Source organism: Saprospiraceae bacterium, from assembly GCA_026129545.1.
Classification (GTDB): domain Bacteria; phylum Bacteroidota; class Bacteroidia; order Chitinophagales; family Saprospiraceae; genus M3007.
Genome location: JAHCHX010000001.1, coordinates 972,047 through 993,108 on the forward strand (window position 1 = coordinate 972,047; position 21,062 = coordinate 993,108).

Annotated in this window: 13 protein-coding genes; 4 read left to right on the forward strand and 9 right to left on the reverse strand. The window is 52.0% G+C overall.

Annotation, left to right across the window (positions count from 1 at the left end):
• Positions 1-51 precede the first annotated feature (51 nt).
• Complete coding sequence (locus KIS77_03450; GenBank protein ID MCW5921373.1) at positions 52-3,492, reverse strand: VCBS repeat-containing protein; 3,441 nt, start codon at positions 3,490-3,492, stop codon at positions 52-54.
• Between the two features lie 151 nt (positions 3,493-3,643).
• On the opposite strand from KIS77_03450, the gene KIS77_03455 reads away from it, so the two are divergent.
• Positions 3,644-4,207, forward strand: a complete 564-nt coding sequence (locus KIS77_03455) for a UbiX family flavin prenyltransferase (protein ID MCW5921374.1) — start codon at positions 3,644-3,646, stop codon at positions 4,205-4,207.
• A gap of 107 nt (positions 4,208-4,314) precedes the next feature.
• On the opposite strand, the gene KIS77_03460 is transcribed toward KIS77_03455, so the two are convergent.
• From KIS77_03460 to KIS77_03470, 3 genes are all read right to left on the reverse strand, one after another.
• The gene (locus tag KIS77_03460) at positions 4,315-4,752 is read right to left on the reverse strand and encodes a hypothetical protein (protein ID MCW5921375.1); all 438 of its coding nucleotides are present in this window, start codon (positions 4,750-4,752) and stop codon (positions 4,315-4,317) included.
• A gap of 239 nt (positions 4,753-4,991) precedes the next feature.
• Positions 4,992-5,684: a hypothetical protein gene (locus KIS77_03465; GenBank protein MCW5921376.1), complete on the reverse strand. Its 693-nt coding sequence runs from the start codon at positions 5,682-5,684 to the stop codon at positions 4,992-4,994.
• Between the two features lie 53 nt (positions 5,685-5,737).
• Positions 5,738-6,391: a phosphatidylserine decarboxylase family protein gene (locus KIS77_03470; GenBank protein ID MCW5921377.1), complete on the reverse strand. Its 654-nt coding sequence runs from the start codon at positions 6,389-6,391 to the stop codon at positions 5,738-5,740.
• Between the two features lie 202 nt (positions 6,392-6,593).
• On the opposite strand from KIS77_03470, the gene KIS77_03475 reads away from it, so the two are divergent.
• A complete protein-coding gene (locus KIS77_03475; GenBank protein ID MCW5921378.1) occupies positions 6,594-7,616 on the forward strand; it encodes an aspartate-semialdehyde dehydrogenase in 1,023 nt (340 codons plus the stop codon).
• A 64-nt stretch (positions 7,617-7,680) separates the two neighbouring features.
• On the forward strand, positions 7,681-9,468 hold the full coding sequence (locus tag KIS77_03480) for a hypothetical protein (protein MCW5921379.1): 1,788 nt from the start codon (positions 7,681-7,683) through the stop codon (positions 9,466-9,468).
• Between the two features lie 64 nt (positions 9,469-9,532).
• Here KIS77_03480 and KIS77_03485 read toward each other — a convergent pair whose 3' ends face one another.
• The 3 genes from KIS77_03485 to hutI form a co-directional block, all read right to left on the reverse strand.
• A complete protein-coding gene (locus KIS77_03485) occupies positions 9,533-10,705 on the reverse strand; it encodes a dipeptidase (protein MCW5921380.1) in 1,173 nt (390 codons plus the stop codon).
• A 141-nt stretch (positions 10,706-10,846) separates the two neighbouring features.
• A complete protein-coding gene (locus KIS77_03490) occupies positions 10,847-15,487 on the reverse strand; it encodes a gliding motility-associated C-terminal domain-containing protein (protein ID MCW5921381.1) in 4,641 nt (1,546 codons plus the stop codon).
• Positions 15,488-15,763: 276 nt separating this feature from the next.
• Entirely contained in the window at positions 15,764-17,014 is a 1,251-nt protein-coding gene (hutI, locus tag KIS77_03495) for an imidazolonepropionase (protein ID MCW5921382.1), read from the reverse strand.
• Between the two features lie 173 nt (positions 17,015-17,187).
• On the opposite strand from hutI, the gene KIS77_03500 reads away from it, so the two are divergent.
• Positions 17,188-17,679 (forward strand): hypothetical protein, encoded by a 492-nt coding sequence (locus tag KIS77_03500; protein ID MCW5921383.1) that lies wholly within the window; start codon positions 17,188-17,190, stop codon positions 17,677-17,679.
• 23 nt (positions 17,680-17,702) lie between these two features.
• Here the strand turns inward: KIS77_03500 and KIS77_03505 are convergent, their stop codons facing one another.
• Entirely contained in the window at positions 17,703-19,208 is a 1,506-nt protein-coding gene (locus KIS77_03505) for a polysaccharide biosynthesis C-terminal domain-containing protein (GenBank protein ID MCW5921384.1), read from the reverse strand.
• Between the two features lie 199 nt (positions 19,209-19,407).
• Positions 19,408-20,925 carry a zinc-dependent metalloprotease gene (locus KIS77_03510; GenBank protein MCW5921385.1) on the reverse strand — a complete coding sequence of 506 codons (1,518 nt, stop codon included), beginning with the start codon at positions 20,923-20,925 and terminating at the stop codon, positions 19,408-19,410.
• Between the last annotated feature and the right edge of the window lie 137 nt (positions 20,926-21,062).

A 21,062-nucleotide genomic window follows, 5' to 3' on the forward strand; every position in this document is an offset into this window, starting at 1 on the left:
AAAATTGAAGAAATCCGACATCATGGGCTTGTGTGCCACCGTGCAGGCTGTTTATTGCACCATCGCGCCTCCGGTTTTTAGTTCAAAAGCCTGCATCGCGCCGCTATTGTTGCCTATCAAGAAAATTGTTTTTCCATGAGCCGATTTGAGCAGTTTCAGGCTGCGGGCGTCTTTGTTTGCCCAAAAACCTGATTGAGAGGCAGGCATGGGCTTGAAGTTGCCTTTGCCTATGTTGAGCATCACAAGACCATTGCCTGCCGTGATGGGGCCCGTTTCAACCTGTTGCCCATAGTCGTTGCCCACCAATATGAGGTCGGGCCTGCCGTCGCCATTTAAGTCGGCAGCAAGGAGGGATTGGGTAGGGGCTATTTGGGCTTCATTCGGCAGGGGTTTCAAGATGAATTTTCCCCCCTTGTTTTCAAAATAACAGGTGGTGAGCGTGTTGGCATGGAAACGTTTGGCGGCGTTGAGTTCGGAGCGCGGATAGAGGTCTTCCATGGCCGAATATGCGTAAGGCGCGTTGCGCACGAATTTTTTCTTCAAGGGGGGGAGTTGCTTGAGCAGCACTTCTCGCAGCGCGAGGGGATATTCCTTGCCGCCTTGTGTGTAGCCCATGAGCGGGTCGAGGCTGCCATTGCTGTCAAAATCTTTTGCGTACACAAAAAGTGGCGTTTCGGGTGAGGCTGTGAGTCGTGTGTTCAGCCCCAAGTTGCCAGCCACCAAATCGAGGTCGCCGTCGCCATCGAAGTCGGCGGCCACGAGGCTTCTCCATATTCCTTGCGTTTGGTCGAGGCCGAATGTGGCGGTCGCGTCCTCGAACCTTCCGCCGTTGTATTTAAAAATCGTAATGGGCAGCCATTCTCCTGCGACGACCATTTCGGGGCGGTTGTCGCCGTCGAGGTCGGCAAAAAGCAGGTCGCGCACCATGCCACAGTAGGCAAAGGCTGGCGCGACTTGTGCGGTCACGTTGGTAAATATGCCTTTGTCATTTCTCAAAACATAACTTGTCGGCGTGAGTGGCCAAGAGCCGGGTGTGCACCAGCCGCCGAGAAAAATGTCGAGGTCGCCGTCGGCATCGTAGTCGAAAGCAACGACGGTGCCGCCGCTGTCCGTTATGGCGGGAATGGCTGGTGGGGCGGCGCGTGAAAAATGGCCTTTTCCGTCGTTGAGATAGAGTCGAGGTTGGTAAGCGGGGCTACCCCCTTGGGCGCTATTCCCCCCGCTGGCCACGAACAAATCGAGGTCGCCATCGCCGTCCGCGTCAAACAAGACCATGCCTGTGTCCTCATGTGCTTTGTCGGCCTCCCAGGTTGCTTGGGAGGTTTTGGAAAATTGTCCATTCGCGTTTTGCAAATACAAGGCACCGGCAAACCCGGTGGCGCCACCGATATAGAAGTCGTCCAAGCCGTCCCCATTCACATCGCCGACAGCCATTTCTGGGCCGGGCAACGACAAGCGCCAAGGCAATAGGCGTTCGTGGTCAAAATCTTCATAAGGGTCCTCTTTGTGGACAAAGTCAAGTCCCTTGTTGCCGCTTATTTCGGAGAAAAATTGATTTTGCGGGCGCTCTATGGGGGGCAGTTTGCCGGGTTTTGCGTCGGTGACATGGAGGGTCAGTCGTTGGTTGGCAGGTTGGTTTTGCAGGGTGATGAGTTTGTTGCCGGGCGGGAATAGCACCTCTATTTTGTCAATAGTGGTGAGGTTGCCCAAGCCAAAATGCATCAGGGGCTGGTTGGAAGAAAAGAAGCCTCGCGCGGGCGTGAGCTCCTGCTGCCACATTTTGTCGCCCGCGGTGATGCGGGCGATGGTGTTGAAAGCCGAAGGGTTGCCGGGGGTGCCTTTGAAGGAGAGTTGCAGCCAAGCGCCTTTTTTGTTGTCGGCAGCGGTATTTCGATAGAGGAGGGCTTCGCTTTCAATGTTGTTGACAATCAAGTCGAGGTCGCCGTCACCATCAAGGTCGGCATAGGCGGCCCCATTGGAAAATGTTTTGTCGGTGAATCCCCAAGCGATGGTTGTGTTTTCAAATGTGAGGTCTCCCTTGTTTCGGTAGGCATAGTTGCGCAGCGGCACCGAGGGAATCAAGTTGAGATATTCATAAATAGTCTTGAACACACTTGGCCCGATGCCACCGTGTTTGCGCTGAATGGAGTCGTCGGTGAACTGCACATAGTCGAGGTCCGTCACGTCGCGGCGATACCCATTGGTGATGAACAGGTCTGGCCAACCGTCTTGGTCGAAGTCCTGTCCGAGCACGCTCCAGCTCCAATCGGTCTGAAAAACACCTGCCATGCACCCTGCCTCGCTAAAAGTCGGCAGTTTGCCTCCGCCTCCGTCGCCGTTGTTGATTTGCAACACGTTGCGCATCATTTGGTGGCCGTAGTCGTAACTCAGAAGCGTCTTGTAGCGGTCGGTTTTCATGATGGTGCTCAGTGTTTTTTGTCGCTGATAATCTTCTGCCAACATATCCAGCGCAATCAGGTCGGGGAATCCATCCAGATTGATGTCAGGTGCGTCGGTGCCCATCGTGTGGTTCGATTGGTGCCTGAAGATTTTTTCGGCATGGTCGGTGAAGGTGCCATTTCGGTTGTTGATGTAAAGGAAGTCCGGCTCGATGTAGTCATTGGCGACGAGCAGGTCGGGCCAGCCGTCGTGGTTCCAGTCCAATGCAAGGCTGCTAAGTCCGAAAGCGATATTCTCGACACCTGCCGATTGGGTCACGTCCGTAAATGTCCCGTTGCCGTTGTTGCGAAACAGGCGGTCGGAATCGAATTCGGTGTGCGGTTTTTTGTTGCGCACTATTTTGCCGTCCGGTTGTTGTACCAAATCCATGCGATGGGCCAATTGGAAGTCTGTGGGATAGTTCACTACATACAAGTCAAGGTCGCCGTCGAGGTCATAATCGAAGAAGTTGGCGCAGTTGCTGGCTGAAGGGTCATCTACTTTATATGCTTTGGCGCTTTCGGTAAATGTGTTGTTCTGATTGTTGATAAACAGGAGGTTGCGACGTTGCTCGTTGGGCTGGAGACCGCCCCGGCACACATATATGTCTTCCCAGCCGTCGCCGTTCACGTCGGCGATAGCGACTCCGGTTTTGAACCCTTCTGCCGCTGCGACTCCCGCCGCGTCGGTGATGTCGCGGAATTTGAAGTGGCCTTCGTTTAGGTAAAGCCCGCAGCGTCCGGTGGTGCTGGTGAAGAACAGGTCAGGCAGGCCGTCGTTGTTCACGTCAATCACGCCGACCCCGCCACCGTTGTAAAAGTTGGGGTTGAGAATGATGTTGTTGGCAAAATCCTCTTTCGCCTCGGTCATGAAGCGGATGTTGCTTTGAGCGGAAGGGACTTTTTGAAAAAGCGCGTCGGGAGGGGGAGTGGCATCGTCGTGCGCAGATATTGAGGGTTGCGACTTGTTTTTTTCGCAACAATATGCTCCGAAAAACGCGTATGCAAAGAGTATGAACGCGATTGTATTTGCCTTGAAGGTTGAAATTTCCATGAGCGGAGGAAGTTGTTCAGGAGCAAAGGTATGCTTCGTGTTGCCAAACTTTGGCTCATGTTTCCAACGGGCAGGCAGGCTTTCAAAAAACTTGTCAGTCAATTAGGGGCGTGTGGCCAAACTTTATCTTGCCAATGCAGTTTTTGATGCCATGAAAAAAATAATCGTTGCCGTTGCCGGGTCTTCCGGCTCTATTTATGCGAAGGTGTTGCTCGACAAATTGGCTGGGCTGCAAGGCCAGTGGAGTGCCGTGGGGGTGGTGCTTTCCGACAATGCGAAAATCAATTGGGAACTGGAAATCGGCTCCTCTGATTTTACTCGATACCCCTTTCAATTTTACGAAAAAAACGACTTCTACGCACCATTTGCCTCAGGCTCTGCCCGATATGACACCATGATTGTCTGCCCGTGTTCGATGGGGATGTTGGCCCGCATCGCCACAGGCATTAGCAATGACCTTGTGACTCGTGCCGCTGATGTGGTGCTGAAAGAGCGTCGCCGCCTCATCCTCGTCACCCGCGACACGCCGCTTAGCCTGATTCACATCAACAACATGAAGTCCGTGACGGAAGCTGGCGGTATCATCTGCCCAGCCAGTCCGTCTTTTTATTCCAAACCAACTGATTTGGAGGCCATCGCGGCCACAGTAGTGGACAGGGTGTTGGATTTGGCAGGATTCGGATTGGAGAGTTTCCGTTGGGGGGAAACGGAATAACACAGTCTTCTGAAAAATCTTGGCAAGTCAAGTCAGGGTATAAAAACAGCCCCGCCTGTGCAGAGCAGACGGGGCATTGGTCTCATTCGTGGTGTTTAACCGCCTCTTTATTGTCTTTGTGGCGCAGCCTTGCCTCTGGGCTTGTTGGCTCGTTTTTCTTGCCTTTGCTGGCTTTTTTGCTTGTGTTCTGCCTTTTTCTTTTCGCGGTATTCGTCATACTTGGCGGCTTGCTCAGGTGTCATCACTGATTTGTACGCCTTGATGCGTTCTTCCCGCATTTGCTGCGCGTTTTCTTTGTTTGCCTCGCGGGAGGCTTTGGCCTTGGCCGCAAAATCCTCATCAATTTTGTTGAGTTTGGCTTTTTGCTCGTCGGAAAGATTCAATTCCTTGGCGAGTTCGTCCGCGTTGCTTTGGCGGCGCTCAGCCATGTTGGCTCTGGCATCTTTTGAGGGTGATGGCTTTTCGGTCTGAGCGTGCAGCGCCACGAAAGAAAACAAAGCCAATAGGAGCGAGGGGAGCGATTTGAACAAGATTCGTAGTTTCATGTCTGAAAAAATTCCCTTTTTTTGAGAAGGAACGGCCGTTAGACCATTCGATGTGCCGAGGGTTTCATTGCCCAAATCTTAAACGGGTGTTAATGGGTTACGGCTATGCTCGGTTTGTAAGAGGTGTCATCTTTTGAGGAACAAAAAAGGTGACATCTCGACCAGTTTTTGAGATGTCACCCCTCCATTCTTATAGGATGACACCTCAAAGCCCGACAAAGCGAGAATCGCTGAATGGGTTATTGGCTGAATTTGGTCAGTTCTGTCCGGCTTTCCACATTTCCTTTCTTGTCGTAGTTGATTGATTTCACCATGCCCACTGCTTGAGAATACCAGTATTCGGTGCGATAGGTGCGAGTGCCCAACATTTTGAATTCAAAATCGTAGCTGATTTTCAGGCACTTGTATGTGCCGGCCGGGGTGGTCACGTTTTCCTCTGCTTCCACCTTGCGGTTCTTGATGTAGTATTTGTTGTTCATGATTTGCAGGCCGCCCATCCGAACGGTCAGTTCCATCTCGCTATCAGGCAACGACTGGCCGGGCTTCATATCCGCGGGGAATATCAAATCGTTGCTTTTGATTTCCATCTGCATATCGGGCGACTGACCTGCATTTTGTTGGGGAGGCACGAGCGAGCGCATATCCATGTAAATCACCCCCTCGTGGCATTTGATGGGGAAAACGTTGCTGTACAGGTCTTTGCCTTTCTCGTTGACGGCGGAGGCGCCGATGGTGGCAATGAGCGTATCGGCGTTTTCCGTCAGGCTGGTCACTTTTTGGGTCGTCACCATTTCGGCTTTGCCTTTTTTGTCGTAGTTGGTGTATTCAAGGGTAATGCCTTCTTTGAAGTAGTCGTACAATTCGACACATTTCTGCGCGGTGGCCAGCATGGGGATTAGGAGCAGTGAAAAAAGAGGGATAGATTTTCTCATGGCGTTGTATATGTTTGTTTTATGTGAAAAAATCGGGTTTGAGTGCGGGGATGTCACAGGCGGGCCACCACGGTCAGATTGCCTTTTACTTGTTGGTTCATGGCTACTTCGATTTTGGCGTTCAATGGCAAGAACAAGTCCACGCGGGAGCCGAATTTGATAAAACCCATGTCTTGGCCTTGCCGCACTTGGTCGCCTTCTTGGACATACCATTTGATGCGCTTGGCCAAGGCTCCCGCAATTTGGCGCATCAGTATCTTGCCTTTGCCCATGTCATACACGACGGTGGTGCGCTCGTTTTCGGTGCTGCTTTTGGGATGCCAAGCCACCAGATATTTGCCCGGGTGATAACGAAAATAATTGACCACTCCGCTCACCGGGTTTCGATTGACGTGTACGTTGAACGGAGACATGAAAATGGAAACTTGCAGGCGCTTTTCCTTGAAGTATTCGGCTTCGTAGACTTCCTCTATGACGCATATTCGTCCATCCGCTGGCGCATAGACGATGCTGTTGTCAGCGACCATTATCTCGCGCACGGGGTTTCTAAAAAATTGAAGCACAATCAGATAAAAAACGACCGATAGCGCCAGAAAAATCCAGAACGCCATCGGGAGAAACTTCCAGAACGTCAGGTTCAGCACGACCAAGGCCACCAATACGGTCAATAGGATGGTGCGGCCCTCTTTGTGGATTCGATAAAGCATTTGCGCTGTATTGTTGAGAAGGATAGGCGTGGTTTTTTTGAACGAGGCAAAATTAGATAATTTTTGAGCCTTGCCTTTTGGGTTTTCTACCTTTGCGGGCATAAAAAATCGGGTGGCGCGCATTTTTTTCCCAGCAAAAGGAACGCGCCGACTATCAAGCGACGATAACACAAATCCTCAACTCAACAAATTCACTCACAACATGAAGGTAGCAGTTGTCGGTGCCACCGGGTTGGTTGGCTCGAAAATGTTGCAAGTGCTCGAAGAGCGCAATTTCCCAGTCACCAAACTTTTTCCGGTCGCCAGCGAGCGTTCGGTAGGCAAGACAGTCAAATTTCGCGGCAAAAGATACAAGATAATCGGCTTGGAAGCGGCGGTGGCCAAAAAGCCCGACGTAGCCATTTTCTCAGCTGGTGGCAGCGTTTCGAAGGAATGGGCACCGAAGTTTGCGGAGCAAGGCACGGTCGTCATTGACAATTCCTCGGCGTGGCGCATGGACCCCGAAAAGAAACTGGTGGTACCGGAGGTGAATGCCCAAGTGTTGACGAAAAAAGACAAAATCATCGCCAACCCGAACTGCTCCACCATTCAAATGGTGGTGGCGCTCAAGCCTTTGCACGATAAGTACAAAATCAAGCGCGTGGTGGTCAGCACCTACCAAAGCGTCACCGGCACAGGCGTGAAGGCCGTTGACCAGTTGATGAGCGAGCGCAAGGGCAAGCCCGGCACACGCGCCTATCCTTACCAAATTGACCTCAATTTGTTGCCTCACATTGATGTGTTTACCGAAAATGGCTACACCAAGGAAGAGATGAAGATGGTGAACGAAACCAAAAAAATCATGGGCGACGATTCGATTCGGGTCACTGCCACCACAGTGCGTGTGCCAGTCATTGGCGGGCACTCGGAGTCGGTCAACGTCGAATTTGAGCGCGACTTCGACTTGGACGAAGTGCGCCGCATCCTATCTCACGCGCCGGGCGTGGTGCTGACGGACAACCCTGCCGAACTGCAATACCCCATGCCGCTCTTTGCCCACGACAAAGATGATGTCTTTGTGGGACGATTGCGCCGCGACGAAAGCCAACCCAATACCCTGAATATGTGGGTGGTGTCCGATAATTTGCGAAAAGGGGCTGCTACCAATGCCGTTCAAATCGCAGAATACTTGCTCGCACAGGGGATTTTGAAATTAAAAGTGAAAAAAACTGCGACTGCGGCATAATTTTGCCGCCGATTGCCAAACCAACTCAAGGCCAAAAGCCAACAGTTACAGCCAACAGCAAGAAATGAAGAACAAAGTAGTAGTTTGGGGAACCAACGCCGACGACGAAAAAATCCTGATTGCTCTGGAACTTAAAGCAGATAACAGCAAAGTAATGCTTTACACGTTCCCATTAGCCATTGCCACCGATGACTTCGTGAACAAAATAATGAACCAGTGGCGCAGTGGGAAAGAAGTGGCCTTTCCAGAAGGTCACACCGCCATCGAACGTCCGCTCAGCATCACCGAAACGCTTTTGCCCGACGACATCAAAACAGACCGGACAGACATTGTCTCTCGAGCACAGACCGAGTGGCAGTTTGCCGTACTATCCTCCAAACTCCACGAAACCTACCAACAAGAGCTGGCAGAGTTCAAAGAAAAAATCGAGGCATTGACCTCCTACGACAACAAAATTTTTCAAGGGCTGAGGTCATTCTGGGACAAAGTGCAAACCCAAAGCCGGGAACGCAATCTTTACCGCGAGCATGCCGACAATTTGCGCGACAATATCAATGCACTTTTTGAGGAGTTGAAAAAAATCCGCTCGCGCGTCAATAGCGAGTTCGCGGCCGCATCTCAATCTGTGTTCGACGAGTTCAACAAAACATTGACCGACATCGAAGCCCGCATAGAGGCTGGTGGCCAAAGAATCAATAGTGTGTTGGAAGAACTCAAACAGTTGCAGCGCCGCTACCGCGACGTGCAGATGACCAACGAACACCGCAACCAACTGTGGAATCGCTTGGATGCCGCATTCAAAAAAGCGAAAAACCGCAAATTCGGACCGTCGGTCAACGAAGTCTCATTGGTCGAGCGCAATGCTCGCCGCATCGCCGGCCTCAACGAGGCCATCAAGCGCATGGCGGACAATGTGCGGCGCGACGAGGAAGAGCTCGCTTTCCAGCACAAAAAGGTAAACACAAGCGAGGGGCAGCTCGAGGCGCAAATACGCATCGCCAAAATCAAAATGATTGAAGACCGCTTGGCATCCAAGCGCGAGAAATTGGCGGAACTCACCCAAGTGCGCGACGATGTGCAGCGCCAGCTGGAGTTGGCAAAGGACAAAGAGGCCCGTAAGGCAGAAAAAGATGAGGAGCGGAAAAAAATCGAAGCGGCCAAAGAAAAGGCAAAATCTGAAATCGCCGCGCAAATCAAGACAAGGCCCAATGCCCCCTCAACCACGGAAGAAACGGGCGAATTTATTGAAGCAGCAGGCACTGTGCTCGGCGATGTTTTGATGGATGCGCTCGATTCAGTCAAAGCCGTAGCCTCTGTGGCGATGGAAAAGGCGGAAGACATCGCAGATGAGGTGATGAAAAAAGCCTCCGACGTGGTGGAAGATGTTTTGGAAGCGGTGAAAAAAGGAAACGAAGAAGCTGATGCCGATAAAAAGGCTGGCATCATCATAGACGACGTGGTTCACAAGTCTGTCGGCGACGAGTTGGAGAGCGCGAAGGGCATCATAGACGACGTGGTTCACAAGTCTGTCGGCGACGAGTTGGAGAGCGCGAAGGGCATCATAGACGACGTGGTTCACAAGTCTGTCGGCGACGAGTTGGAGAGCGCGAAGGGTATCATAGACGACGTGGTTCACAAGTCTGTCGGCGACGAGTTGGAGAGCGCGAAGGGCATCATAGACGACGTGGTTCACAAGTCTGTCGGCGATGAGTTGGAGAGCGCGAAGGGCATCATAGACGACGTGGTTCACAAGTCTGTCGGTGATGAGTTGGAGAGCGCGAAGACCGTCGTCGAAGAGGATGCAGCCGAAAAGAAGCCGAAAGCCAAGCGCACCAAAAAAACGGATGCCTGATTGGGAATCCTTGATTCATAAAAAAACGCCCAGTAAGCTTTGTGCATACTGGGCGTTTCCTTTTTTACTCATTAGCCTTCCACACCCTCAAAACGTTCTCGTGACATATCTTTTTGATATCCTGTCGGGAATACCCCCGTCGCAGCAATTCGGCGAGCAGGTTCGGATACATACTCACATCCGCCAAATCGGGTGGCAACGCGAGACCCACGCCATCAAAGTCGCCACCCAGCCCTACAAAGTCTATCCCGACCAAGTTTTTGACATGGTCAATATGGTCTGCCACATCGCGGACCGTTATGCCGCCAAGCACCAGTTGTTGTCGCATGAAAGCGCGGCCCTCTGGCGACTTCTCGGACAGCCCTTTTTTCTTCAATGCTTCCTCTGCATTCTTGAAAACCTCTCTGGCGCGGGTGCTCAAGAAATAGTGGCTAAATGGCACTTGAATCACCCCGTTAGTTTGCGCGATGGCCTTGATGAGCGTGTCCGGCAGGTTGCGCTCAAAGTTGGGCGTGAAATGGCGGCAGGCTGAATGCGTGGCGATGAGTGGTTTTTTCGATATTTTCAAAATATCCCAAATCGCATCATCCGAAAGGTGGCTGACATCCACCATGATGCCCACGCGGTTCATTTCTCGCACCACCTCGCGGCCATACTCGCTCAGGCCGCCGTGGGTTCTGAGCGTGTCGTAGGAGGAGTCGCAAATTTGATTGTCGCGGCTATGTGCCAGCGTGACATAGCGAATGCCGCGCTGGTGAAAATAAGCCACGTCGGCGAGCGTCTCGATGGGCGAGCCGTTTTCCATGCCCATTGGAAGCGACACGATGCCCTTTTTAAAATTGCGCAGCACGTCGTTGGCATTTGTTGCAAGCGCAAACCTATCAGGGTAGTCTCTTCCCATCGCATAGACCACATCTATCAATGAATCGGCCACTTGTTTAGAGCGTCCCGGTTCTGCTTGATAGCGAGCAGGTATGTATATTGACATGAAAGCGCCATAAAGCCCGCCCTTTTTTGCCCTTTCAAAATCAAAGTCACCTGCTGGATTTTTCAAGGCAAACGCGGTGTAGCCGGGTTTGTGCCATTTCCCAGTTTCCACCAAATGCCATGGAAAATCTATATGGGTGTCCACCACCGGGGTGTCGGCGAGTATTTTTTGGGCTTGACGCAAATGCTTGTCGGTGGCGCAGGCCGCAAACGCAAATAGTGCAAACAGCAAAAAGAATTGACGCAACATAGTCCGTTTTTTGCTGCAAAATAAAATGTTGTTGCCACACCGCTCTGCTTTTTTGAGATAGAGCGCATTTGGCATCATAAAAAAAGAGCCATCCCTGTAAGGTGGGATGGCTCTTCCTATTCGTAAAACCGGGGCCTGCAACTATCGAACCACTGTCACGTCGCCGCGATAGGTCAACACCTTGCCGTCAAGGAATTTGACCTCCATGACATACACAAACACCGCAGGATTGACATATTGCCCCCTATATCGCCCATCCCAACCTTGAGCCAACACATCGGGGTTGGGGTAAAAGTCGTTGCGTTCATACATCAGCGTGCCCCAGCGGTCATAGACCCGCATATAGTTGACTTTTTCCACGCCCAATCCAACGATGGGGTAGAAGAAATCGTTTTCGCCACCCGTGTTGCCCGGTTTGAAAACGTTGGGCACATAGACGTTGCGGTTGGGGTCCACTTCGATAAGGATAGAGCCAGTACCCGAACAGCCGTTTGCGTCAAAGACCGTCAGGGTGTATGTTTGATTGTTGAAAGAGTTGACATAAGGCCGCAAGTCAAACGGATTTCGAAGCAAATCAGCAGGCGACCATACAAAAGTGTCCAATGCCGGGCCTGAAATAATCGGTTTGAGTTGGTATAGAGTATCACCCAATTCAATTTCCCAAGTCGGCGGGTTGAATTCCACCAATATCGGTGCAGGCTCTTGCACATTGATGACCTCGGTGAATTCACAATTGAAGCGGTCATAGTAGGTGATGAAATGCTCCCCACCACCAATTGAGACAGGGAAACTGGGTGGCAAAAGCACCCCAAAGTCAACGCTGAACTGATAAGGCCCGCCAGAGCCGCCGAAAATGGTGTCAATGAAGAGGGTGGTCTCATCGCCAAAGCACAACAGCGATTCCAAAGGCAGATATTGCCCCTGTACGGGCGGCGGGTCGGTGATGACCATGTTTTGCAGCACACCAGTGCATCCTTTCGGGTCGGTCACGGTGACAGCGTAAACACCCGCCTTTAAGCCTCCTTCATTTTGCATATTGCCCACGGTCATGCTGTCTTGGTCAACCCACTGATAAGTGTATCCGCCGGGGTTGCCACCGGTGACAATCACGCCCAATCGGCCATCGTCACCACCAAAACATTTTACATTCTCGGTTTCCGCGCCGTTTTGCAAAACAATGATTTCGTCGGGTTGACCCACTTCGGCTGTAAACACTCCGGTACACCCTTTATTGTCAGTAATCGTGACATTGTATTCTTGCGCCACAAGCCCAGTAGCGGTGGCGCTCGTCGAACCGCTTTCCCAAATGTAGGTGAACGGTCCGCCGTTGCCGCCTGCGCCGTTCACGACGGCTTGGCCGTCGTCGCCGCCGAAACAAGTGGTGGGAATGGTGTAGAGCGTGTCGAAAGCCACAGCGGGTGGTCCCGGGATAACGATGGTGTCTGTTCCGAAGCAGTTGTTCGGGTCAATGGCAATCACATTCACCGTGTCGGCGCAAAGGTTATTGCGCATGGAGCCCAAGCCTCCATCCGACCACACGAAATTGAAGTCAGCAGTCGTGCCATCAGCGTAAGTTACGGTTGGAATCACACTGCCATCGCAAACGCCGAAGCAAGAGGTTGGCATGGGAGTGCCAAAAGTGACGATGATTTCGGGTGGCTGGCCCAAAGTGAAGGTGCCCACCAATGTGCAGCCCTCCAAATCGGTTACTGTGACCGTGTAGTCTCCGGCGGGGATGTTGATAAGGGTAGAAGTGCCTTGCCCCAATGAATCGGCGTTCCAGAGATACTGATAAGCTGGGTTGCCATCCATCACACCTACACTTATGATACCGTCGGAGTAGCCAAAGCAGGCAGGTTCGGTGAAGCTCGTGTCGGAGAAAGACATGGGCGTGACGGGAGCCAAAGTGAAAGTGTCGGAAGTCGTGCACCCTTGATTGTCCATGATGGTCACGATATAGGTGTCGCCCGGCAAGCCTGAAATGGTAGAGGTGTTCCCAACAAGTTGTCCGTCAAGGGTTTGCCAAGTGTATGTTACCCCTGTTGGAGAGGCCACGGTGATGCTGCCATCGCTGCCGCATTTTACGGGCAAAGAGTCAACCTGCGTGATGACAGGGGGAGGTGGCAATTCCAAGGTGAAGAACAATGAGTCCACACAACCATTCAAGTCGGTTGCCGTCACAGAATAATCGCCCGGAGAGAGATTGGCAATAGAGCTGCCGCTTGCTCCGGTACTCCATAGATAAGTGTAGCCATTGGGGAAGCCATTGCCGCCAAAGCCCTGCACCGTTAGCGCACCATTATTCTGGAACGTACAGGTGGGTATCTGGTACACCGTCGTGTCGAGAAAGAAAGCCTCCGGCGAAAAAACCTCCACCGTAATGGTATCCAAGCATCCAATCGCATCAATGGCGAGCACCCTGTAAATGCCAGCAGGCAGGTCATCATAGCAAGATTCGGTAGGACTGACCGTGTTTTGCTGAAATCCAATCGGTTGCCAAAAGAAAGAGTAATTGGGGGTAGCGGATGCGGGGGTTTCCACCACACGCACACAAATAGACCCCGTGTTGTCGCCGAAACAATTAGTAAATATAGGTGTGGTGCTGGTCACTTGCAAATCCACGTTTCGGGCGGTGGTCACATCTATCTCGCGGGTGACAGAGCAACCATTCGCATCGGTGATAGTGACGAAATAAGTGCAGTCGTTTAGCCCATCTATTTGCACCGTGCTGCTTTGCCCAGAAGACCATTGGGCTGGCGGGTCGCTCACATTGCACACATACTCCCAATTGTATAGGTACTCCATGCCGGGAAAAGGCGTGCCACCAAGCGGGGTGAGCGTAATGGCACCATCGTTGACACCAGAACAGGTAGTGGGTGTGATGAGCAAATTAGCATTCGGAATGATAAGATTCTGCGGTTGGTCGAGTGTGCCAGTGGCAAAAGCCGTGCAGCCAGAATTGGTCTCGGTCACGGTCACGGAATACACACCTGCTGATGCGTTGTTGAAAACCGGGACACTGCCAGCAGGGTTAGGTGGCGACCATGTGAAGGTGAAATTAGGCCCCGGGTTAGGTACTGCCGAACCATTCAAAGAGACAATGGCCGTCACGATACCATCCGTGAGGCTAAAACAAGTAGGCCGCTTGGTGTTTTCCAACGAAGCACCAATGATGGGAACATCCACGACGAGCGTATCGCATACCTCTACGTTGTTGGCATCAGTCACGCATACCTCCCAAGAACCACTTTGAACCCCCGTTCGGGTGAACGATGCCCCAGCGGCGAGGATGTTGCCTGAATAGGTCGGCCCAGTCCCCAAACTTCTGATAATCACATCATAAGGGGCAGTGCCGCCAGTAGCCGTCACCCGAATAGAGGCATCGCCGAAGCAGGTAGGGTTTATGACCTCTGCCGAAATAGTCAACGGCAAAAAATCCACGCAAACCTGACCGGGTATGGCAGTCAAGGCTACCGTGTTGCCAGTCGCGTTTTCTATGTTCACACCCGTCGGGCTGCTCGTCACGGTAAGGGGCGAGCAAGAACCCAATGGGCCAATGACATTGAAGCAAACCTCGACCAAAGTATTTCCGTTGGGTATGTTGATGACCTTGCCCAAATCAGACTGGTTGTAAATCACAAAACCCAGTCTCCCTTGGTTGGTCAATTGTATGTTCAAGTTGTTGAGGTCGAAAACAGAGCCGATTGAGTCGCTCGGATTTTGCACACCGTTATATTCAAGTATGGTCGGGTCCCAATTGATGGAAAAAGAAGCGCCCACCACCTGAAAATTCTGAACGGTCAGCGGGATACAGATTTGAGAGTTGGGAGGGGAAATGGTGTCGGGCTGGGCAATAGTGGCGTTGTCGCTCGGATTGCAACCTGACATATTTATCTGGAACGTGTGGCCGCAGCTTTTTCCATCTTCGATAGTGACGGTATAAATGCCGGGCTGCGACACAGAGAAAAACACGTCCGCGTTATTGCCTATCTGGCTGCTGCTGTTGTGAATCAACGCCTTCACGGTCGGGTCGCTTGCCAATGAAATATCAATGGTGTAGCGCGAACTGGGGTTCCACTGTGGCAGGCCACCGCTGACGCGGAACTTGCCGAGGCAGTCATTCCCAAAGTTGTTGGACACGCCACTCTCCTTGATGGCATTCAAATACACCACCTGAAAAGCAGCAGCGATGTTGACGTTGACACAAGGGCCGGGCGGCGCCCCCACTATGCTGCTTTCATACGTCTGGTTGGGGTCAAAGTTGTCAACCGTGATGGGTGCGAAGAAGAAAGAAACAGGTTGGCCACCGTTGAAGGTGTTTTGCAAAAGGCCGTTGTTTAGGAAGGTGATATTACCGTTGGGCTGTCCAAAGGCAAAAACTGGGTTGCCAGTCGAGCCTATCAAGAAACAAGGCTCATTGGCCAGCAAGGTTTGGTAACTGTCGCCAGCCACAGTTGGTTTGCAGGTGTAAAAGGCCCAAGCAATACCCGGCGGCGTGGCAGGCACGGGGTCGCCAGCCAGATTAAAATCGCCATTGTGAATGATAGAGATTTGGTCGCCTTCACACAGGTAAATCGTGTCAAGAGAAGTGTCGTTGCTTTGCCCGACGAAGGGGCCAAGCGTGAAAGTGCCTGCGGCATTGCATGGCGCATCGGGCGTTAGCGAGACGGCAGTTGGGTCGAATTGAAAAGGAGCAACTGAGATTACCTGAGGAACCTGGGCGTGAACAAGTGCAGCTGTGCCAATGAAGCACACGACGAGCAGGATTAGAAACTTGTGCATTGCGTGAGTAAAAAATTTTAACAAAGGTTGATGGATATGTTCGAGAAAACGGGATTTGAAAAAACAAGTGCATGATGCAGATTGGGGGATTCATGCTGTCTGCGGCGGGCGGTTTTAACACTTGTTGGGGGAAGGAAAGGGATTATTGCGCAACCAGTTCCGGGACAGTGGGCGCAAAAGTAGGGAAGAACCGTCTCTCCAACATATTGATGCAAAATAAATGTTTAAAAAAAGCCGCCGTCCGGTAGTCGCCCCAAAACGCGACCTTAACTTTTTTTATTGCCGAACCGGCGGCTCCCATACTTTGCCTTGAAGAACCACCGTCTCAACAAGATTGCTGCCAAAAGAATATGGCACGACGGCTAACGACGAAATCGGGGCGGAAATGAACACATTTGCCATTTTCCCGACAGCAATGCTGCCAAGCTCAGTTTCCAGTTCCATGGCCTTTGCCCCATTGAGGGTAGCGGCATGGATGGCTTCTTCCGGCAACATCTTCATTTTGATGCAAGCCAACGACACCACGAACGACATTTTTCCAGACGGGGAAGACCCCGGGTTGTAGTCGCTTGCCAATACGACGGGCAAACCTGCGTCTATCATTTTTCGTGCGGGCGAGTAGGGGATGCCGAGAAAAAACGCACAGGAAGGCAGTAGGGTGGGGAGTGTGTCGCCTTGTTTCAAAGCCTCGATTTCGGCATCGCCTGTGTACTCAAGGTGGTCAACCGAAATAGCGCGATTGGCCACTCCCGCTTGCACTCCGCCTGTGTATCCCAATTCATTGGCGTGTATCTTCGGCTTTAGTCCATAGCGCCAGCCAGCCTGTAGTATTTGTTCCGTTTCCGCAGGGCTGAAAAAGCCCTTGTCGCAAAAAACGTCGCAGTAGTCAGCCAGTCCCTCAGCCGCCACTTGCGGTAGCATTTCATTGACAATCACGTCAATGTAGGCTTGTCTGCGTTCTTTGTACTCAAGCGGAACGGCGTGCGCACCCAAAAACGTGGCTTTTATCGGTATCGGGCTGACCGCTTTAAGGCGGCGTATCACCCTGAGCATTTTGAGCTCGCTTTCCACCGTAAGCCCGTATCCGCTTTTTATCTCAATGGCCCCCGTGCCGTAGCCAATCACCTCGTGAAGCCGTCGCAAGGCGCTTTCAAACAAGTCGTCCTCCGGAGCGGCTTGAAGTCGCCGTGCTGAATTGAGAATGCCGCCGCCACGCTGGGCAATTTCCTCGTAAGAAAGACCGCGAATCCGGCCCACAAATTCCTCTTCTCGGCTGGCGGCATAGACGATGTGCGTGTGTGAATCGCACCAACTTGGGAAGACCAATCGCCCCCTTGCGTCTAGTACCTGTTCGGCTCTTTCAGGACATTCCGACATGGGGCCAAACCGGGCGATCCGCCCATTTTCAATGAGCAAAAAAGCATTGTGCAACAAGGGAAGCTCGGCCATGTCGGCACCTTTCACCAAGCGGCGAGGGTTTTGCTCTGCCAACACAAGGGTTTTGATATTGCGGATAAGAAGAGACATCATCGAATATACTTTGTATCGCCCCGGTTGGTTGGGCGCGGGGCAAAACTATCTACTTTTGCGGCCTATCCGTTTTATTTTGCCATGTAATACCTCGCTTTGCAAAGTTTTTTGACATGGCTATAATCACATTCTGCTCAAAATCACGGACATCAATCGTATTAAGGTGTAAAATGAAAAAAAGCCCACTTTGTCTTTTCTCGCTTGTCGTGTTTTTGCTGCTCGCCTGCAAAACAGAAAAGCCCTGCAAATACAAACCTTCACCCATCTTCGAGTCGGGACTGCCTCATATTCTTCAATATAATTTTGAGGTGGAGGGCCGATATTCCCTTGAGAGTCTTTTGCTTGATACCAACGTCTTGCTGGAAATACATCAGGACATATGTACGGAAACCCGACAAGAATACCGATTTGCGGTACAGGGTGATTACAGTAAGCACCCCGACACGCTTTGGCTCAAAGAAGCCACTCGACAATTGGTGTTTCTCAGCTCGTTTTCTCCAAAACAGGCACCGCTTCGTGCTTGGGCAGATGTCATAGAGGCAAATCGAAGAGAGATGAGGCTTGGGGAAGACCACGAAGTGGAACCCGGGGTTTTTGTGCGCGTTGACCGAGTGGTTGGCACAGAGCAAAGCACCTTGTTGCTTGTTTTTTCGCAAAAATGAGGCAGCAAGATTTCACTTTCCCTCTAACGCCTTTCCAAACGAGACGCGATGTTGTTTTTCAAAACGCGCAGCCCCTCGTTCAGGTCGGGCGATACTCGAAGGCGTAGCACCAGTGCTCCCAAAAGCAGCACATAAGCGCCAGAACGCAGCGCAATATCGAGCAGTGGAAAACCAGTGTGAGGAATGAGCTGCGCCAATCCGAAAGCACCCAATGCCATCCCTGCCGCCAGCACGGCTTGGCGCGTGTAGGGGAAAAGCCTGAATTTGAGCCAAATCAACACCATGTTGACGACATTGTAACAAACAACGGACACCAGCGTGGCAATGGCGGCCCCGTTCATGCCAATGCGGGGGATGAGCCAAAGATTGAGCGCCACATTGGCCACAGCCAACACCCCCAAGGAAAGCAACGACCACAGGTAATAGCGCGAGTAATAGACAATATAGTTGTTCAGCCCGGCACTCATGTCCACAATGCGCGACAAACCGATGAGGCACAAAACATACTTGCCCGCAGCCACTTCCTCTCCGTTCGGAACAATTTGAAAAAGACTGTCAACCGATATCCAGACCGCCCCAAAAAGCAGCAACCCCGCCACCAACAAATTGATACACACCTTTTTGTAAAGCCCCTCCAACTCAGGGCGATTGCCTTCGGCCACATATTTCGCCACCGACGACACGCTGGCCGAAAACAAACTTTTGGTCGGAATATCAATGGCGGCTGCGATGTAGGCGGCGATTGAATATATCCCCGCAGCATTCAACGTGCCCACCGAACCCACCATGAACACGTCAATCTTGGAAGCCATTTGCATGGCAAAGCCGCCCAAAGCGCCAAAGCCGACAAATTGCCACAATTCCTTGCGCAAGACCGGCGACAAAAAAGACCAATCGGGCTGAATATACCACTCGCCAAGCCTGCGCAAATAAAAAACCATGCCGCCCGTGATAAAGACCCACAGCAGCAGCAACCCCCCAAGCGCGGCCTCCAACGACAGCCATTCTTGCCAAACAGCAATGAGCAGCAGCGGCAAGCCTACTTTTGGGAAAAAATCAATAAGCAGGGACGGAACGACGATGCGCTTGAAATTGAATGAATACTGCCCCATTACCGACACCGTCACATACAGCGCAGCCAAAGGCACCGAGAGCCACAGGTATTGCGACAGCAGCGCCGAGCCTCCTCTCGCCTTTGCTGCCAGACTCTCGGACAACGGTCCCCAAAAAAGGCTTGCCACTCCCACAAACAGCAATATACCTGCCGCGCACATCATCAACAAGAGCGGCAAAAAACCGTGATGCCCCGATGCCTTATTTTCAAAACGAGGAAAAAACCGAATGGCGACCGTATTGGCCCCCAAGGAAAGCAGCGGTAGCCCTATCATCCCAACCGAGAGCAGCACTTGCGCCAATCCGTACGCCTCCAAGGCATGAGGATACACGAACAAAGTGCTGAACGCACCAATAATCAACCCCGTGAAGTTGACGATAGAATGTTTCAGGCTTTGCCGCCGGATGACTCCCATGTTGGAAAATGGAAAAATAAACGATGCCTATCACCGCCAAGTTTTAGGCATAGATGTAATCGCAATCTGCTCAAAATCAGGGAGAGCAATCATGCCCATCTGACAAATCTTAGCGAATCAAGTTAGAAAACGCCGCCTCGGAATCGGAAGACTTCAAAGTTGGGTTCTTTTTTCTTTTTACAAGACGCACGGCACGGCGTTACTCCGCGATAGCAAGGCGTTTTACCAACGCTCCCCGTTCGTTGCGGAGCGAGACGATAAAAATCCCCGTGTTGAGCCTTTCCGTTGCAATGTTGATGCGGTTGTCGCCGGGAGAAAGTCGAACGTTTTGAGACTGGCACAGCCGACCTGCCGCATCGTGTACCGCGAGCACAGCCTCAATGTACTCATCGGAGGATACATTCAATACCGCTGGCAGCCCGCCCGAAACGGGGTTGGGCGATAGTTCAGCCACGGCCACACGCTCCAAGTCATTGGTGGATGTCAGGTTCTTGGTTTTGAAAACACCTATTTGGGCATTGGTGTTGGGTTGGCACACATCCCACTCGCTATATGCCCGCACCCGCCACAAAATGTCCCGATTGTTGGGGATGCCACCCGTGACCGTCACGGAGGTAGTGTTGTAGTGGACTTGATTATACATTTTGGGGTTGAAATTGGGCGCCAACCCGATTTCAAGGTTGTACATGGTGGCACCCGGCACCGTATCCCATGTAAAAGTGATTTCCTTGAAATGCACAGTCTGAGAGTCCACAGGGCTGATGAGATGCACCGTTGCGTTGTCATCAATTTCGGGCAGTGGGTCAAAAATTTGCAAATACTGCGAATGTTCAAAGTAGATGTTGGAACGCATGGCCTCTATCTGCTCGGGGGTGAACCGGGAAGCGCAAGCATCATAAGCATAGCCCATGATAAGCGTCGCGTCGGAGCGGAACTGTACCCCGTCGGGGTCGCGTTGGATGACGATGCTTTGTTGCTCGCTGTTGCAAGGCCAGCGATAGTTCAGATAGTCCGGTCGCGTGTCGCAAAAGCCATCTGCGGAAAAGTAGCAATTTGAGGTGTCCGTTTTTTCCACTGGGTGGCCATATATTTCAGCGGGGGCGGGTTGAGTGTAGTTCCAAGAAAAACCCTCCCAGCCCACAAATGGGTGCGGCAACGACAAATGATGGCCAGCCTCATGCGCCCATACCGTGTTGCCGGGGCCGGAGCAATTGACCCCAATCACAATCGCGTCTTGCCAAGCATAGCCGCAGTTGCCCGCAGGGTTCGACACCACAAACACATTCATTCGATTGGGCAACCTATTGGCATTTATCATTTCGTCGCCGCCCGGAAAGTATTGGTGGTCGTTCCACGCGCTGTTGTTGTGATAGCGCACGGGGTCGCCCGGCATCAAATAAAAACGAATCCGGCCTTCGGCAAACTGAGCGTTCATCTCGCACACCGCCCGCAAGGCTTGGTCCATTTTGTAGTGTCCTGTTCCAAAACTGGTGCCTACCAAATGTATGGTGATGGGGACGTACAGCCACGCCGTGTCATTGTCGCCACGGGCTTGGGTGATGTTCGCCCTGTTTGCTTGATACCATTCAAGCCACGGTGATTTCCCGGTATAGCCACAGCCCGTGCCGGTCTCGGAAATTGGATGTTGCGCAAATGCATCTTTCGACAAGAGATTGACCAGCAACAACAAAAGTGCGGGGTAAAGTTTGATTCGCATTGAACACAGAGTAGGTTTGAATAGTTGGACGGGAAATTTGGGTACAGGTGTTTGTTCGCGAGGCAAATGTCTGCTTTCGCCGCCACATTTCAACAAAGTCAGTTGAGACAAGCGCCAAACCGCGACATTTTTTTATG

What these genes read in the sequence shown, in the direction of transcription:
- KIS77_03460 (MCW5921375.1), bottom strand. Translation starts at nt 4,752, where the DNA reads ATGAAACTACGAATCTTGTTCAAATCGCTCCCCTCGCTCCTATTGGCT.
- KIS77_03505 (MCW5921384.1), bottom strand. Translation starts at nt 19,208, where the DNA reads ATGGGAGTCATCCGGCGGCAAAGCCTGAAACATTCTATCGTCAACTTC.
- KIS77_03500 (MCW5921383.1), top strand. Translation starts at nt 17,188, where the DNA reads ATGAAAAAAAGCCCACTTTGTCTTTTCTCGCTTGTCGTGTTTTTGCTG.
- KIS77_03465 (MCW5921376.1), bottom strand. Translation starts at nt 5,684, where the DNA reads ATGAGAAAATCTATCCCTCTTTTTTCACTGCTCCTAATCCCCATGCTG.
- KIS77_03470 (MCW5921377.1), bottom strand. Translation starts at nt 6,391, where the DNA reads ATGCTTTATCGAATCCACAAAGAGGGCCGCACCATCCTATTGACCGTA.
- KIS77_03480 (MCW5921379.1), top strand. Translation starts at nt 7,681, where the DNA reads ATGAAGAACAAAGTAGTAGTTTGGGGAACCAACGCCGACGACGAAAAA.
- KIS77_03490 (MCW5921381.1), bottom strand. Translation starts at nt 15,487, where the DNA reads ATGCACAAGTTTCTAATCCTGCTCGTCGTGTGCTTCATTGGCACAGCT.
- hutI (MCW5921382.1), bottom strand. Translation starts at nt 17,014, where the DNA reads ATGTCTCTTCTTATCCGCAATATCAAAACCCTTGTGTTGGCAGAGCAA.
- KIS77_03475 (MCW5921378.1), top strand. Translation starts at nt 6,594, where the DNA reads ATGAAGGTAGCAGTTGTCGGTGCCACCGGGTTGGTTGGCTCGAAAATG.
- KIS77_03455 (MCW5921374.1), top strand. Translation starts at nt 3,644, where the DNA reads ATGAAAAAAATAATCGTTGCCGTTGCCGGGTCTTCCGGCTCTATTTAT.
- KIS77_03510 (MCW5921385.1), bottom strand. Translation starts at nt 20,925, where the DNA reads ATGCGAATCAAACTTTACCCCGCACTTTTGTTGTTGCTGGTCAATCTC.
- KIS77_03450 (MCW5921373.1), bottom strand. Translation starts at nt 3,492, where the DNA reads ATGGAAATTTCAACCTTCAAGGCAAATACAATCGCGTTCATACTCTTT.
- KIS77_03485 (MCW5921380.1), bottom strand. Translation starts at nt 10,705, where the DNA reads ATGTTGCGTCAATTCTTTTTGCTGTTTGCACTATTTGCGTTTGCGGCC.